Genomic DNA, 14,015 nt, shown 5'->3' on the forward strand with positions numbered 1-14,015 from the left:
CGGACCTGCGGCGCGCGCGTCCCGGTCGGCTCGGGGTCGCACTGCGGACCTGCTCAGGGCCCCGCCGGGGACATCGCCCGGCCACCCCCACGACACCCGCCCTAGACTCGACACCGTGCTCGACCTCCCTCCTCTCGCCCGTTTCGGCGCCCGCGTCGCCACCGGACTCCTCGACGTCACCAACGACCCCGCCGCCCTCGACTCCGCCGGTTTCTGGGCCGTCTGCGCCGACTTCGAGGGCCGTCCGGTCTGCGCCCGCTTCGCCGAGGTTCGGGACGAACCGGTGCCCGCGCCCGTGCCGGGGGAGTGGCGGGGGCCCGCCGCCGGAGACTGGACGTCCTCGCTCGATCGCGCCGCGTACACCGCGGGCGTACGCCGGATACGGGAACACATCGCGGCCGGCGAGGTGTATCAGGCGAACCTCTGCCGCGTCCTGACCGCGCCCGTCGAGCCCGGCGCCGACGTCGACGCCTTGACCGCGCTGCTGGCCCGCGGCAACCCGGCACCATATGCAGGAACGATTCGCCTTCCCGGTCACGGTGTCGAGATCGCCACCGCGTCCCCCGAACTCTTCCTCCGCCGCGAGGGAAGGGCCGTCGAATCGGGCCCGATCAAGGGCACCGGCCGCACCGAGGCGGACCTGCTCGACAAGGACTACGCCGAGAACGTGATGATCGTGGACCTGGTCCGCAACGACATCGGGCGGGTCTGCGCCACCGGCAGCGTGACCGTGCCCGACCTGTGCGCGGTCGAGAAACACCCCGGACTGGTCCATCTGGTCTCGACGGTCCGCGGCGAACTGCGCGAGGAGGCCGGCTGGCCCGAGCTGCTCGAGGCCGCCTTCCCGCCCGGCTCCGTCACCGGCGCCCCCAAATCCAGCGCCCTGCGGATCATCGACGCCCTGGAGACCGCGCCCCGCGGACCGTACTGCGGCGGCATCGGCTGGGTCGACGCCGACCGGGGCACCGGCGAGCTGGCCGTCGGCATCCGCACCTTCTGGATCGACCGACCCAGCGACGGCACCGCCGTACTGCGCTTCGGCACGGGCGCCGGCATCACCTGGGGCTCCGACCCCGAGGCGGAGTGGCGGGAGACCGAGCTGAAGGCGGCGCGACTGCTCGCGGTAGCGTCGGGAACGTACGAGGTGAACGAAGGGACCCTGACGTGAAGATCTGGCTCGACGGCGGGCTGCAGGACACCGAGTCCGCCCGTGTCTCCGTCTTCGACCACGGGCTGACCGTGGGCGACGGCATCTTCGAGACGGTGAAGGCGACGGACGGCAAGACGTTCGCGCTCACCCGCCACCTCCACCGGCTGACCCGCTCCGCGCGCGGCCTCGGTCTTCCCGACCCCGACCACGACGAGGTCCGCCGCGCCTGCGCCGCCGTCCTCGAGGCGAACCCCATGCCGCTCGGCCGCCTCCGCATCACCTACACCGGCGGCCACGGCCCCCTGGGCTCCGACCGCGGCGACCGGGGCCCCACCCTCGTCGTCGCCCTCGGCGAGACCACCCGCCGCCCCGACTCCACCGCCGTGATCACGGTCCCCTGGACCCGCAACGAGCGCGGTGCGCTGACCGGCCTGAAGACGACCTCGTACGCCGAGAACGTCGTCGCCCTGGCCCGCGCCCACCAGGACGGCGCCTCGGAAGCCCTCTTCGCGAACACCGTCGGGCAGCTCTGCGAGGGCACCGGGTCGAACGTCTTCGTCGTCCTGGACGGTGAGCTCCACACTCCGCCGCTCGCCTCCGGCTGCCTCGCCGGCATCACGCGCGCGCTGACCGTCGAGTGGACCGGCGCCAAGGAGACCGACCTGCCGCTCGACGTGCTGGAGCGGGCCGACGAGGTCTTCCTCACCTCCACCCTGCGCGACGTCCAGGCCGTGCACCGCGTCGACACCCGCGAACTGCCCGCGACTCCGGGCCCGGTGACCGCCAAGGCGATGCGGATCTTCGACGAGCGCGCCGGGAACGATCTCGACCCGTAGCCGCCCGGCAGGTCGGAGCCGCCGCGGAAAAGGAGCTGACTTCGGCCCGTACGGCGGGTAGAAACCCTCTGATGACCACCACCCTGCGGCCGACCGAGCCGCTCCAGCGTGCCGCCGACGGATCCCTGTCCCGCCGCTACCAGGTGTGCGTGAACAGCCGTCCGGTCGGAGCGGTCCACCTCTCCACCGATCCCGCCTTCGGGCCCGCCGTCGCCCGCATCGACGAGCTGCGCATCGAGGAGCCCGACCGCGGGCGGGGCCGGGGCGCGGTGGCCGCGCTCGCCGCCGAGGAGGTGGCCCGGGGCTGGGGCTGCCGACAGGTCCAGATCAGGGTGCCCGGCGACGCGGGAGCGGCGATGCGCCTCGCCACGGCGCTGGGTTACGTCCACCGCAACCGTGGCATGGAGAAGCAGCTCGGCGCCGTCGCGCCCGCACTGCCCGAAGGCAGTCGGGTCCGGCCCATGACGGAGGCCGAGTACGGCCCGTGGCACGAGCGCGGCATCGAGGGGTACGCGCGCGACTGGATCGACCGGGACGTGCCGGAGGCCCTGGCGTGGACCAAGTCCCGGCAGGACTACGCTCGGTCGCTGGCACAGGGCCTCGCGACGGAGAACGCGCGGATCAGCGTCCTGGAGCACGAGGGCACCCCGGTCGGCGACCTGTGGCTCGCCTTCGTCGCCGACAAGGCGTTCGTCTTCAACGTCGAGACCTACGAGGAGCATCGCGGCCGGGGCCACGGCCGCACCCTGCTGCTGCTCGCCGAGGCCCAGACGGTGGCCACCGGCAGACTGGTGCTCGGCCTGAACGTCTTCGCGGGCAACACACCCGCCGAGCGGCTGTACGAGTCACTGGGGTACGTGCCCGTGGGCTACTCGATGTACAAGAACCTGCTCTGAACCCCTTTCAGCCCAGTTCGGCCAGCAGCCGGTCCGCGATCTCCTCGATCCGCTCGCGCAGCCCCGCCTGGCTCTTGCCGCCGTCGAGGCGCTCGCCGCCGATGACGTACGTCGGGGTGCCGGTGACACCGACCGCCTTGCCCTCGGCCTGGTCGGCGTCCACGATCAGGATGTGCCGGCCGTCGATCAGCGCGGTGTCGAACTCCTCTGCGTCGAGCCCGAGTTCACCGGCGATCTCGACCAGGAAGGGTTCTCCCGCACGGTTCAGCTCCTCGACCCGGCCCAGCACGGCCTCGACGTACGGCCAGCCCTTTCCCTGCTCGAAAGCCTCCTCGGCGGCCTGCGCGGCGGCGAAGGCGTGCTGGTGCTTCTCCAGCGGGAAGTGCCGCAGCCGCAGCTCCAGCCGGTCGCCGTAGCGCTCGCGCAGGGCACGCAGGTCGTCCAGGGCGCTGCGGCAGTCCGGGCACTGCAGCTCGCACCAGACGTCCAGGACGACGGCGGGACGGGCGGATGCCGGGGCGGACGCGGCGGCGGATGCCGAGGAGGAGTCGCTCATGCGGCCAGTCTCCCAGCCCGCGCCCGGCCACCCCAATCCGGGCGGCCTGCGTCTCCCGTACGACTGCGCTCGGCACCGACCGGCACCTGTGGAGGAGCCGACCCGGAGATGTCCCTGATGTCCGGCCGGACGATGGCCGGACAGTGGTGGCGAGGTGCAGGATGGAAGGGACGAAGCGCCCGCAGGTGGGCGTCGAGTCGATCCGTCCCCGCCCGAGACTGCCTGCCTGGAGGTCCGGATGATTGCCGAGACCGTCTGTTCCGCCGCCGCCGCGGCCGGCCTGGGCATTGCCGCGGTCACGGCCTACCGCAAGCGTTTCCTGGCGGCCGCCCGGACAGCGGCCTACGCGCTCGTACCTCTCGGGCTGGTGATGACCGGTGTCGTCGAGTGGCTCGCCGACACCGCCTTCAGTCCGACCGCCTGGGCCGGCTTCGCCTTGCTCGGCGGCGCCTGGGGGCTGTTCGCGATCACCCGTGCCGTGGAGCGCCGCCGGGGTGGCACCCGCGCCACCCGCAAGGAGCGCAAGGCGGCGGCTCGCTCCGCACAGGCCGACGCCGTGGCTCCCTCCGCCACGGCACCCTCCCTGGGTCAGGCGGCGCCCCGCCCCGCCTCCGCCCCGCGCTCCACGGGCGGCACAGACGACTTCAGCGACATCGAGGCCATCCTCAAGAAGCACGGCATATGAACCCGCGGAGGGCTTGTCGACCCGTGCCTCAGGGGTGAAACGACACAGTCGGCCCGTCCCCGCGCGGAAACGATCACGGCTTGAAACGGTCGTCGCGGAATACGGCGAACACCCGCTCATTCCGGGCGTGTGGATCGCGCAAGGTGCCTGGCCTGCGTCATCATCGCCCGCGAGATGCTGGACACGGAACAAGGCGACACCGCGCCGCCGCAGGACGAGCCGCGCGGATGCCTTTTCGCCCTTTCCCAGCCACCGCTGATGATCTTCCTGGCGGTGATCGGGTGTCTGCTGCTCATGGCTTCGCTGCATGATCTGCTGCTGCTGTGAGCCGTACCCGCGGTCCCCGGCGCCACCCGCCGGGGCCGCGTCGGCATCGAGCCCCACCCACCGGCCTCGCCGCCGCGTGGGTTCCCAGCCGTGCCGTAGCCGTCAGCCGGTGCATCGCAGGCGGAACGCCGCCGTCGTCGCGCGTGTCGCCCGGTCCCGGTCGCTCGGGTCGGGTCAGTCGCCCGGCCCCGATGGATCGGGTCGTGTCAGCCGTCCGCGGCCGGTCACAGACGTTCGGCCGTCGGCGCCCGGCTCGTGCCCTCAGCCGGTGCGGCTTTGCCCGGTCCGTCGCCCTCGGCCGGTGCGGCCTGCCCGGCTCGTCGCCCTCGGCCGGTGCGGCCTGCCCGGCCGTCGTTCTCGGCCTGCGGCCGTCGGATGGCTCACCTCACCCCTGCCTCGCGGCCCTCAGCCCGCCGCCTCCTTGCGGCGGGCGCGGTAGGCGGCCACATGGAGGCGGTTGCCGCAGGTGCGGCTGTCACAGTACCGGCGGGACCGGTTGCGGGAGAGGTCGACGAAGGCGCGTCGGCAGTCCGGGGCCTCGCAGCGCCGCAGCCGCTCCTGCTCCCCGGCCACCACGAAGAAGGCCAGCGCCATCCCGCAGTCGGCCGCCAGATGGTCCGCGACCGACGCACCCGGTGCGAAGTAGTGCACATGCCAGTCGTAGCCGTCGTGGTCCGTGAGCCGGGGTGTGGTGCCCGCGGCGGCGACCAGCTCGTTGATCAGCCCGGCGGCGGTCCGGGCGTCCCGCGCCGCGAAGATCCCCGCGAACCGCCCACGGATCTTGCGCACCGCGGACAGGTCGAACTCGGAGAGCACCCCGACGTCACTGATCTCGTGCTTTCGTACGAACTCCGCGAGGGCGGCGACATCCGACAGCGTGTCCGGGGTCGTCTCGTCCTCCGCTGCGGTGTTCACCAGATCCACCACGGCATCGAGCGCACACCGGGTGTCGTGGGTGATCAGCACGTTCTGCTCCCTGGCCTGGGGGGTCGGGCGGGCGCCCGCCGATGCTGGCCGATGGTAGCCGCCCCGGGCCCGGAAGCCACGGGGCCGCGGACGCCGAGCTCCCCCGAAGCGCCCCGCACGCGCGCCGACGCCGCGCCACGGCGGACCGTGGCGCGGCGTCGGCGCGCTCCCTGTGCGGTGGTCATGGCCCGAGCCGTCTCCCCGAGTGGACGGCGCCGGGCGGCTCGGTGGTGAGCCTCGCCCTAGCTTTCCGCCAGGATGTGCGAGAGCTCTTGGTCGAGATCGAAGTGCCGGTGTTCCGTGCCGGGAGGCACGGCCGCGTCCGTCCGCTTCAGGAAGGACTCCAGGGCCCGCGCTGGGGCCTCCAGCAGGGCCTCGCCCTCGGGAGAACTCAGGGCGATGCAGACGACGCCCTGACCGTGGCTGCGCGACGGCCAGACGCGGACGTCGCCGGTACCCGTGGGCCGGTGCAGGCCCTCGGCGAGGAGGTCGCGGGCGAACACCCACTCGACGGTTTCCTCGGCTCCGGTGTGGAAGGTGGCGTGCACGGCGTAGGGGTCGGCCGTGTCGTACCGCAGGCCTGCGGGGACAGGCAGGGAGGACTCGCTCGACACAACGAGGCGCAGGTGCAGCTCGCAGCTGACCGTGGTGTTCATAAGCGCCAGGGCCTTTCGCTCAGTGTGCGCTCGGGGATTCGCACGTCGGCGAAATCGACATGCCACCTACGGTGCCGTTGTAAACCCCTCTGCGTGTTTTGCGTGTGTTTACGTAACTCTTCCGGCCGAGAGCATGTTCGCGAAGTACCACCATTCCGGTGACATGAATCTCTCGGGTAGGGTCTGGCTGTATGAATACGGGGAGTGACGAGCCTGGCGAGGCGGCCGTGGCGGCGGACGGGACGAAGGCCGACGGGGCGGCGGACGAGCCGCAGAAGCAGGGTCTGGGCTCCAGGGCCCCCGACTTCATCAAGGCGCGCCGGGCCCTGCACCTCAGCTGGCAGGTCGGCGTCTTCGTCATCGGCCTGGCCGTGGTGGCCGCCGGCATCGTCATGCTGCCGCTGCCCGGCCCCGGCTGGGTCGTGATCTTCGGCGGCATGGCGATCTGGGCGACCGAGTTCGTCTGGGCCCAGCTGGTGCTGCGCTGGACCAAGCGCAAGGTCACCGAGGCGGCCGCGCGCGCCCTCGACCCCAAGGTGCGTCGCCGCAACATCATCCTCACCTCGGTCGGCCTGGTGATCATCGGAGTCCTGGTCGGTGTCTACCTGTGGAAGTTCGGCTTCGAGATGCCCTGGAAAATCAAGGACCAGTGATCTCGGACCGCTCTCCGGCTGCGCTCCGGCGGCGGCGAAGGAGGCGTCGGTTCTGGTCACAAGCACCCCCTGACATGGGGTAATGTTCTTCCTGCGTCCGGGCGATTAGCTCAGTGGGAGAGCGCTTCGTTCACACCGAAGAGGTCACTGGTTCGAACCCAGTATCGCCCACCCCGGAACGGTGGCCCGTCCGCGACAGAGCGGACGGGCCACCGTCGTTTGCGTCCACCGGCCCCCCTCGTGGCTTCGTCGTGATCATCGGGGACTGTTCGGGGTGACGGTGCGCAGTCACCATGCCGGCGCCCCGCCGCTCACCGGCGGACGGTCCCGCGTCGCCTTGCGGCACCGCACCGTCAACTCGCCTCACCGGTACGGCTGTCCACCCCACCCGTCCCGCAAACTCCCCTCTCGCAGGCCGGATTTCAGTCGCTCCGCCCCGCACCCTCCTCCTGTTCGGGAATCCGAACAGGCGCCCCTCACCTGGGCCTTCGCCGCACCAGTCGCGTCCTGCCGCCGCCCCGCCCTCCCTCCGCCCCGGTGCCGCCTCACAAGAAATTCCTGTCCGAATCATTGACGCTCCCTCAGCCCCCTCGTACCTTGTGCCAGCAAGCGCTTTCTTGAAACGATTCATGCAAGCGGCGACGATGCTGCTGGGAGGGCCCGACTGTGGGAACCAACAGGAATGTTGAGAGGCGAACGATCCTGAAGGCGGCCGGAGCGACGGCGGCCACGCTCGGGCTGGCCGCCACCACGGGATGTGGTGGCAACAGTGGTTCCGGCGACGGGACGGTGACGATCCGTTACGCCTGGTGGGGAGCGGAGGAGCGGGCGAAAAGGATCAATCAGAGCATCGCGCTCTTCGAGAAGAAGTACCCGAAGATCAAGGTGAAGACGGACTTCCAGGACTACGTCGCATTCTGGGAGAAGTTCCAGACGCAGGCAGCCGGCGGAAATCCGCCGGACGTATTCCAGAACGCCGTCGCATATCTTCGGAAGTACGACAAGAGAGGCATTCTCCTCGACCTCAAGTCCCAGGTGGACGCGGGCAATCTGAGCCTCGACAACTTCCGCGCGGGCGTCACCAAGGTCGGCGAGGTCGACGGCAAGCAGCTGGGCGTCCCTGTCGGCTCCAACACCATGGCGCTGGTCATCGACAAGAAGGCCTTCGCGAAGGCGGGCGTCGAGGCGACCCCGGGCTGGACCTGGGACGACTACTTCAAGGCCCTCAAGACGATCTACGACAAGACCAAGGTCCCGGGGGACACCGGCTACTTCAGCATCATGTACCTCTACGACCTGTACCTCCGTCAGAACGGCAAGGCGTTCTTCACCAAGGACGGGCTCGGCTTCGACAAGGCCGATCTGACGGAGTGGTGGCAGGACGGCTACAACCTCACCAAGGCCGGTGTCATCACCGACCCGAAGATCGTCGCCCAGGACCGCCCCAAGTCCTCCCTCTCGGCGGGTCACGCGGCCTCCGAGTTCACCTGGGACAACTTCACCGTCCGCTACACCGCCGAGGGAGACAGCGAGTACGGCCTCGCCCCGATCCCGACCATGGACGGCAAGGACACCGGCCAGTACCTGGCCTCCCTGATGCTCAGCGCCTCCGCGCGCACCTCCCACCCCAAGGAGGTCGCCCAGTTCATCGACTTCATGGTCCATGACGCCGAGGTCGGCAAGATCATGGGCTACGACCGGGGCATCCTGGCCACCACCGAGCAGTACGAGGCGTTCAAGCCGACCGACGCGGTCGCCAAGGAGATCGCCCAGTACGAGGAGGACACCGCAAAGGCCGGCATCCTCGGCACGATCACGCCGCACCCGTCCGGCGCCGACACCGTCGAGGCCGCGTTCCTGCGCATCGGCGGTGACATGAGCCTGGGCAAGGTGAAGGTCTCCGACGCGGTGAAGCAGTTCTTCGACGAGTCCGAGGCCGCTTTCCAGGCCTGATGCCTGATGCCTGATGGGGAACCAACTGTGACGCTCGTCAAGGAATCTCCGCCCGCCGCCCGCAAGGCCCGCTCCGCAGCCCCCTCCGCCGAAAGGCGGCGGGGCCGCCGGGACAACCTCGCCGGCTACCTCTTCATGTCCCCGTGGATCGCGGGCTTCGTGCTGCTGACCGCGGGCCCCATGATCGCCTCGCTGTACTTCGCCTTCACCGACTACAACCTCTTCAACAGCCCCAAGTGGATCGGCTTCGGCAACTTCACGAAGATGTTCGACGATCCCCGCTGGCAGAAGTCGGTCGAGGTCACAGCGAAGTACGTCGTCATCGGCACCCCGCTGAAGCTGCTGCTCGCGCTCGGCGTCGCCATGCTGCTCGCCCAGAGCCGGCGCGGCCAGGCCTTCTACCGGGCCGCCTTCTACGCCCCCTCGCTGATCGGCGCGAGCGTCTCGGTCGCCTTCGTCTGGCGCTCCCTGTTCTCCGACGACGCCGTCGTCGACCGTACGCTGTCGGTCTTCGGTGTCCATATCGGCGGCTGGGTCGGCAATCCCGACTGGATCCTCTACTGCCTGGTCGCGCTCACCGTCTGGCAGTTCGGCGCGCCCATGGTCATCTTCCTGGCCGGGCTCAAGCAGGTGCCGAAAGAGCTGTACGAGGCGGCCGCGATGGACGGCGCGGGACCTTTCCGCCGGTTCTGGAACATCACCCTGCCGATGATTTCCCCGGTGCTGTTCTTCAACGTTCTGCTGGAGACCATCCACTCCTTCCAGATCTTCGGCTCGGCCTACGTCGTCTCCAACACCTACTGCGGCCCGGCCGACGCCACGCTCGTCTACACCTGTTACCTGTACCAGCAGGGCTTCAAGAACGCGCAGATGGGCTTCGCCTCCGCGATGGCCTGGATGCTGCTGCTGGCCGTGGCCCTGGTGACCGCCGTCCTCTTCTGGTCGCAGAAGAAGTGGGTGCACTACGAGGAGGACGCCCGATGAGTGCCACGTCCACCGCCACCACGTCCACCGCCACGCGCAAGCCGGTCGGCGGCCTCGGCCGCAGACGCGCCGGCTCGCTCGCCTGGCACCTCGGCTCCCTGCTGGTCCTCGCGGTCGTGCTCTACCCGGTCCTGTGGGTCGTCGGTGCCTCGTTCAAGCCGAGCAAGAACATCATCAACGGGCTGGACCTGTTCCCGGCCAGCCCGATCCTCGACAACTTCACGGGCCTCGCCGACGGCATAGCGGACATCTCGATCTGGACGTTCTTCCAGAACTCCCTCTTCTACGCCTTCGGCTCGGTCCTCGGCATCCTGATCTCCTGCTCGCTGACCGCGTACGCCTTCGCCAAGATCAGGTTCGCGGGCCGCAACCTGATGTTCTCGCTGATGATCGGCACCCTGCTGTTGCCGTACCACGTGCTGCTCATCCCGCAGTACGTGATGTTCCAGAAGATGGAGCTCATCAACACCTACGTGCCGCTGCTCCTCGGCAAGTACCTCGCCACGGAGGCCTTCTTCGTCTTCCTCATGGTGCAGTTCATGCGCAACCTGCCCCGGGAGCTGGACGAGGCCGCCCGTATCGACGGCTGCGGGCACCTGCGGATCTACTGGTCGATCGTGCTGCCACTGTGCCGGCCGGCGCTCATCACCAGCGCGATCTTCACCTTCATCAACGCCTGGAACGACTTCATGGGCCCGCTGATCTACCTCAACGAGCCCGGCAAGTACACCGTCTCGCTGGGCCTGACGATGTTCCGCGACTCCGACGGCGTGGCCGCCAACTACGGCGGACTGATCGCGATGTCGCTGGTCGCGCTGCTGCCGGTGCTGCTGTTCTTCCTCGCCTTCCAGCGGTACCTCATCGACGGAATGGCGACCTCCGGACTGAAGGGCTGAGGCGGTTCCTCCATGGCCGAAGCACGCGTCAAAGCCCGTGGCCGCAAGGAGCGCGGGGAATCCCCGCTCGCCGAGCGCTTCGGGGTGTTCGCCGAGTGTCTGCTCACGGGCGTGTGGATCGCGGTGGCCTCGGTGGGGGTGGTCACGTATCCGGCCGCCTTCGCCGCCGGGGCCCGGCATCTGCGCCGCCGTACGGCCCACGAGGGCGGGGGATGGCGGGAGTTCGTCGCCGACTTCCGCTCCGCCGTGCGCGGCGGGTGGCTCGCCGGGCTCGCCGGGTGGGCGGCGGTGGCAGCGGTCTGGGTGGACGTCCAGGCCGCGCGCGCCGGCATCCCGGGCGGGCCGTTCGTCGGGGCCGTAGGACTGTTCGCGCTGATCGGTCTCGCGGTCGCCGGGCTGCGGGCGGCCGCGGTGTGGACGCCGGGGGAGTCCTGGCGCGCCCTGCTCGCGCGGGCGGGCCGCCGTACCGTGCTCGATCCCGCCGGATCGTTCCTGCTCATCGCCGGGCTGGCCGTGGTGGCCCTGTCCGGCTGGGTGGTCGCGCCGCTCGCGGTCCCCATGCTTGGGGCCGTCGCGGCGGCCGCCGTCGCCGTGGAGGAGCGCCACCGGGACCGCTGAGCCGTCCCGCCCCCTTCAGGTCGGCGCCCTGCGCGCCGCACCTCACTCTGTCATGCCCCTGACCAGACCCCGCACGGAAAGGCTGCATCTCATGTCTCCCATCCCCCGCAGGTCCCTCCTCAAGGCGGCCGCCGTCGCCGGAGCCGCCGCACAGTTCTCCTGGGCGCTAGGGGCGAAGGACGCCGAGGCCGCGCCCGGAGCCGAGGCGGCGGACGCGGATCCGGTGATCCTGGACTGGCTGGAGGACGGCGGCCTCGGCGCCGCCCCCGGCTCCACACTCGGCGTGCCCTGGCCGATGGGCGCCTACCAGGAGGACCAGACCTTCGCGCTGACGGACGCCGACGGCAAGGACGTGCCCGTACAGTCCTGGCCGATCGCGTACTGGCCGGACGGCTCGCTGAAATGGACCGCCCACGCGGTCAGTTCGGGGAAGGGGAAGCTGACCCTGGCCGCCGGCACACCCGCCGCCCCCGCCAAGAAGGTCAGCGTCGACAAGCGCGGCGGCACCATCGACGTCTCCACCGGTGTGATCACGGTCAAGATCGGCAAGGACGGTGCCACGCTGATCAAGTCCGTCAGGCGCGGCTCCACCGAGATCGCCAAGAACGGCCGCCTGGTCCTGATCCGCCAGCCCGAGATCGAGGACGAGGACCAGGGCACGGTCAGGACCGAGCGCTTCGAAGGCGCCATCGGTGACGTCACCGTCGAGCAGGAGGGCCCGGTCCGCGCGGTCGTCCGCATCGACGGCAAGCACCGCAGGAGCAGCCGCAGCTGGATGCCGTTCTCCATCCGGCTCTACTTCTACGCGGGTGCCGACTCCTTCCGGATGGTCCACACGATCACGTACGACGGGACCCAGGAGCCGGGCAAGGCCGGCGGCGACTTCATCCGCGGTCTCGGCGTGCGCTTCACGGTCCCGATGCGCGACGCGGCCTACGACCGGCACATCCGCATCGGCGGCGAGGGCACCGGTCTGCTGCGCGAGGCCGTCAGGGGCATCACCGGACTGCGCCGCGACCCGGGTGCGGCGGTCCAGGCCGCCCAGTACGCGGGCGAGAAGCTGCCCGACCCGTCCACCTGGGACCAGCGGGTCACCACCCGCCTCCAGTACATCCCCGAATGGGGCGACTACACCCTCTCCCAGCTCTCCGCCGACGGCTTCACGCTCCGCAAGCGCACCAAGAAGGGGCACGGCTGGATCGGCGCCGGCGGCGGCAGGCGGGCCTCCGGCTTCGGGTACGTCGGCGGGGTGAGCGGCGGATTCTCCTTCGGCCTCAGGGACTTCTGGGAGAAGCACCCCTCCCAGCTCGACATCCGGAACGCCCACACCGACGAGGCGACCGTCACCCTGTGGCTCTGGTCACCCGAGGCACAGCCCATGGACCTGCGCTTCTACCACGACGGCATGGGCCAGGACACCTATCCCGAGCAGCTCGAGGGCCTCAACATCACCTACGAGGACTACGAGCCCGGCTTCGGCACCCCCTACGGGATCGCCCGTACCTCCGAACTCCTCTTCTGGGCCAACGAGTCGACGCCCGCCCCCGCCGAGCTCGCCCGGCAGGTCGAGGCCGTCCGGGTGCTGCCGCAGCTCGCCGCACCGCCCAAGCAGCTCATCAAGGCGAAGGTCTTCGGCCCCGGCCTCTACTCCGAGCCGGACCGCTCCACCGCCGCCAAGGCGAAGATCGAGGACCACCTCGACTTCCTCTTCACCTACTACCGGGACCAGGTGGAGCAGCGCCGCTGGTACGGCTTCTGGGACTACGGCGACATCATGCACACCTACGACACCGTCCGGCACCAGTGGCGGTACGACATCGGCGGCTACGCCTGGGACAACTCCGAGCTGTCGCCGGACCTCTGGCTCTGGTTCGCCTACATCCGCTCCGGCCGCGCGGACATCTTCCGCTTCGCCGAGGCGATGACCCGGCACACCGGCGAGGTCGACGTCTACCACATCGGCCAGTGGGCGGGCCTGGGCACACGGCACGGTGTGCAGCACTACGCGGACAGTGCCAAGCAGCAGCGCATCGCCAACACCACCTACCGCCGCTACTACTACTTCCTCACGGCGGACGAACGCGTCGGCGACCTCATGCACGCCAACGTCGACTCCGACGAGACGTTCCTCGCCCTGGACCCGCTGCGCAAGATCCGCACCGAGCCGTACACGCCCGACCGGCACGCCCTGTCGATCGGGTTCGGCACCGACTGGAGCGGGCTGGTGTCGGCGTGGCTGACGGAGTGGGAGCGCAAGGGCCCCAAGTGGGAGAAGGCCAGGGCGCGCGTGCTGTCGACGATGGAGACCATCGCCGCCCAGCCCAACGGCTTCGTGCAGGGCAGCGGCCTGTACGACCTCGACACCGGCAGGTTCGCCGTCGCCACGACCCCGGTCGTCGGCGTCTCCCACCTGTCCGCCGTCTTCGGTCTCAACGAGCTGTGCGCCGAGCTCATCCACCTGGTCGACATGCCGAAGTTCAAGGAGGCCTACCTGGACTACTGCCGCTACTTCAACGCCACCAAGGCGGAACAGGCGGCACGCTACGGCAGCAACTTCGGCAGCCTGCTGCTCTTCCAGGGCCACTCCCGCCTCGACGCCTACGCCGCCGTACAGACCGGCGACGAGACGCTCGCCAAGCGGGCGTGGACGAAGTTCTACAGCTCCGACGGCTACCTGGAGTCCTCGCCGTGGAAGACGGAGCCGCTGAGCGGCCCCGCCACCCTGGTCGCGGGCAGCGAGGCCGCCTGGGTGTCCACCAACGACACCGCCCTCTACGGCCTCGCCGCCATCGAGAACCTGGCCCTCCTCGGCGACCGGATGCCGTCCTAGGCCCTCAGA

At 70.2% G+C, this 14,015-nt stretch carries 14 protein-coding genes and 1 tRNA gene; 12 read left to right on the forward strand and 3 right to left on the reverse strand.

Translation table 11 applies throughout. The features are described 5' to 3' along the window. The first annotated feature begins 115 nt into the window (after window positions 1-115). The 3 genes from ACIBVL_RS27850 (at window position 116) to ACIBVL_RS27860 (ending at window position 2,882) form a co-directional block, all read left to right on the forward strand. Window positions 116-1,168: a chorismate-binding protein gene (locus ACIBVL_RS27850; RefSeq protein WP_399100995.1), complete on the forward strand. Its 1,053-nt coding sequence runs from the start codon at window positions 116-118 to the stop codon at window positions 1,166-1,168. Continuing rightward, entirely contained in the window at window positions 1,165-1,986 is an 822-nt protein-coding gene (locus ACIBVL_RS27855; RefSeq protein WP_399100997.1) for an aminotransferase class IV, read from the forward strand. Before ACIBVL_RS27850 ends, ACIBVL_RS27855 begins: the two co-directional genes overlap by 4 nt. 71 nt (window positions 1,987-2,057) lie before the next feature. After that, window positions 2,058-2,882 (forward strand): GNAT family N-acetyltransferase, encoded by an 825-nt coding sequence (locus tag ACIBVL_RS27860; protein WP_399100999.1) that lies wholly within the window; start codon window positions 2,058-2,060, stop codon window positions 2,880-2,882. 7 nt (window positions 2,883-2,889) lie between these two features. Here ACIBVL_RS27860 and ACIBVL_RS27865 read toward each other — a convergent pair whose 3' ends face one another. After that, window positions 2,890-3,438: a DsbA family protein gene (locus ACIBVL_RS27865; RefSeq protein WP_399101001.1), complete on the reverse strand. Its 549-nt coding sequence runs from the start codon at window positions 3,436-3,438 to the stop codon at window positions 2,890-2,892. A gap of 238 nt (window positions 3,439-3,676) precedes the next feature. Here ACIBVL_RS27865 and ACIBVL_RS27870 point away from each other — a divergent pair, with 238 nt between their 5' ends. After that, the gene (locus ACIBVL_RS27870) at window positions 3,677-4,123 is read left to right on the forward strand and encodes a hypothetical protein (protein ID WP_399101003.1); all 447 of its coding nucleotides are present in this window, start codon (window positions 3,677-3,679) and stop codon (window positions 4,121-4,123) included. 174 nt (window positions 4,124-4,297) lie between these two features. Continuing rightward, the gene (locus tag ACIBVL_RS27875) at window positions 4,298-4,450 is read left to right on the forward strand and encodes a hypothetical protein (RefSeq protein WP_399101005.1); all 153 of its coding nucleotides are present in this window, start codon (window positions 4,298-4,300) and stop codon (window positions 4,448-4,450) included. Window positions 4,451-4,855: 405 nt separating this feature from the next. Here ACIBVL_RS27875 and ACIBVL_RS27880 read toward each other — a convergent pair whose 3' ends face one another. After that, window positions 4,856-5,416: a CGNR zinc finger domain-containing protein gene (locus tag ACIBVL_RS27880; RefSeq protein ID WP_399101007.1), complete on the reverse strand. Its 561-nt coding sequence runs from the start codon at window positions 5,414-5,416 to the stop codon at window positions 4,856-4,858. 242 nt (window positions 5,417-5,658) lie between these two features. Beyond that, the gene (locus tag ACIBVL_RS27885; RefSeq protein WP_004002642.1) at window positions 5,659-6,072 is read right to left on the reverse strand and encodes an SsgA family sporulation/cell division regulator; all 414 of its coding nucleotides are present in this window, start codon (window positions 6,070-6,072) and stop codon (window positions 5,659-5,661) included. Between the two features lie 191 nt (window positions 6,073-6,263). Here ACIBVL_RS27885 and ACIBVL_RS27890 point away from each other — a divergent pair, with 191 nt between their 5' ends. The 7 genes from ACIBVL_RS27890 to ACIBVL_RS27920 all read left to right on the forward strand — a co-directional run bounded on the left by ACIBVL_RS27890 (window position 6,264) and on the right by ACIBVL_RS27920 (window position 14,006). After that, complete coding sequence (locus tag ACIBVL_RS27890) at window positions 6,264-6,725, forward strand: TIGR02611 family protein (protein WP_399101009.1); 462 nt, start codon at window positions 6,264-6,266, stop codon at window positions 6,723-6,725. Between the two features lie 99 nt (window positions 6,726-6,824). Continuing rightward, window positions 6,825-6,896, forward strand: a tRNA-Val gene (locus ACIBVL_RS27895). A gap of 495 nt (window positions 6,897-7,391) precedes the next feature. Next, window positions 7,392-8,678 (forward strand): ABC transporter substrate-binding protein, encoded by a 1,287-nt coding sequence (locus ACIBVL_RS27900; protein ID WP_399101011.1) that lies wholly within the window; start codon window positions 7,392-7,394, stop codon window positions 8,676-8,678. Window positions 8,679-8,705: 27 nt separating this feature from the next. Further along, window positions 8,706-9,662 (forward strand): carbohydrate ABC transporter permease, encoded by a 957-nt coding sequence (locus tag ACIBVL_RS27905; RefSeq protein WP_399101013.1) that lies wholly within the window; start codon window positions 8,706-8,708, stop codon window positions 9,660-9,662. Beyond that, the gene (locus ACIBVL_RS27910) at window positions 9,659-10,558 is read left to right on the forward strand and encodes a carbohydrate ABC transporter permease (protein ID WP_399101015.1); all 900 of its coding nucleotides are present in this window, start codon (window positions 9,659-9,661) and stop codon (window positions 10,556-10,558) included. Before ACIBVL_RS27905 ends, ACIBVL_RS27910 begins: the two co-directional genes overlap by 4 nt. Window positions 10,559-10,570: 12 nt before the next feature. Further along, window positions 10,571-11,176 carry a hypothetical protein gene (locus ACIBVL_RS27915; protein ID WP_399101017.1) on the forward strand — a complete coding sequence of 202 codons (606 nt, stop codon included), beginning with the start codon at window positions 10,571-10,573 and terminating at the stop codon, window positions 11,174-11,176. A gap of 91 nt (window positions 11,177-11,267) precedes the next feature. After that, on the forward strand, window positions 11,268-14,006 hold the full coding sequence (locus ACIBVL_RS27920; protein ID WP_399101019.1) for a Tat pathway signal sequence domain protein: 2,739 nt from the start codon (window positions 11,268-11,270) through the stop codon (window positions 14,004-14,006). Window positions 14,007-14,015 lie beyond the last annotated feature (9 nt).

The organism is Streptomyces sp. NPDC049687, from assembly GCF_044465285.1.
Classification (GTDB): Bacteria; Actinomycetota; Actinomycetes; order Streptomycetales; family Streptomycetaceae; genus Streptomyces.

Bases quoted from the DNA above. Each gene is read 5' to 3' on its own strand.
- ACIBVL_RS27860 (WP_399100999.1), top strand. From the start codon at position 2,058: ATGACCACCACCCTGCGGCCGACCGAGCCGCTCCAGCGTGCCGCCGAC.
- ACIBVL_RS27865 (WP_399101001.1), bottom strand. From the start codon at position 3,438: ATGAGCGACTCCTCCTCGGCATCCGCCGCCGCGTCCGCCCCGGCATCC.
- ACIBVL_RS27870 (WP_399101003.1), top strand. From the start codon at position 3,677: ATGATTGCCGAGACCGTCTGTTCCGCCGCCGCCGCGGCCGGCCTGGGC.
- ACIBVL_RS27875 (WP_399101005.1), top strand. From the start codon at position 4,298: ATGCTGGACACGGAACAAGGCGACACCGCGCCGCCGCAGGACGAGCCG.
- ACIBVL_RS27885 (WP_004002642.1), bottom strand. From the start codon at position 6,072: ATGAACACCACGGTCAGCTGCGAGCTGCACCTGCGCCTCGTTGTGTCG.
- ACIBVL_RS27890 (WP_399101009.1), top strand. From the start codon at position 6,264: ATGAATACGGGGAGTGACGAGCCTGGCGAGGCGGCCGTGGCGGCGGAC.
- ACIBVL_RS27910 (WP_399101015.1), top strand. From the start codon at position 9,659: ATGAGTGCCACGTCCACCGCCACCACGTCCACCGCCACGCGCAAGCCG.
- ACIBVL_RS27915 (WP_399101017.1), top strand. From the start codon at position 10,571: ATGGCCGAAGCACGCGTCAAAGCCCGTGGCCGCAAGGAGCGCGGGGAA.
- ACIBVL_RS27920 (WP_399101019.1), top strand. From the start codon at position 11,268: ATGTCTCCCATCCCCCGCAGGTCCCTCCTCAAGGCGGCCGCCGTCGCC.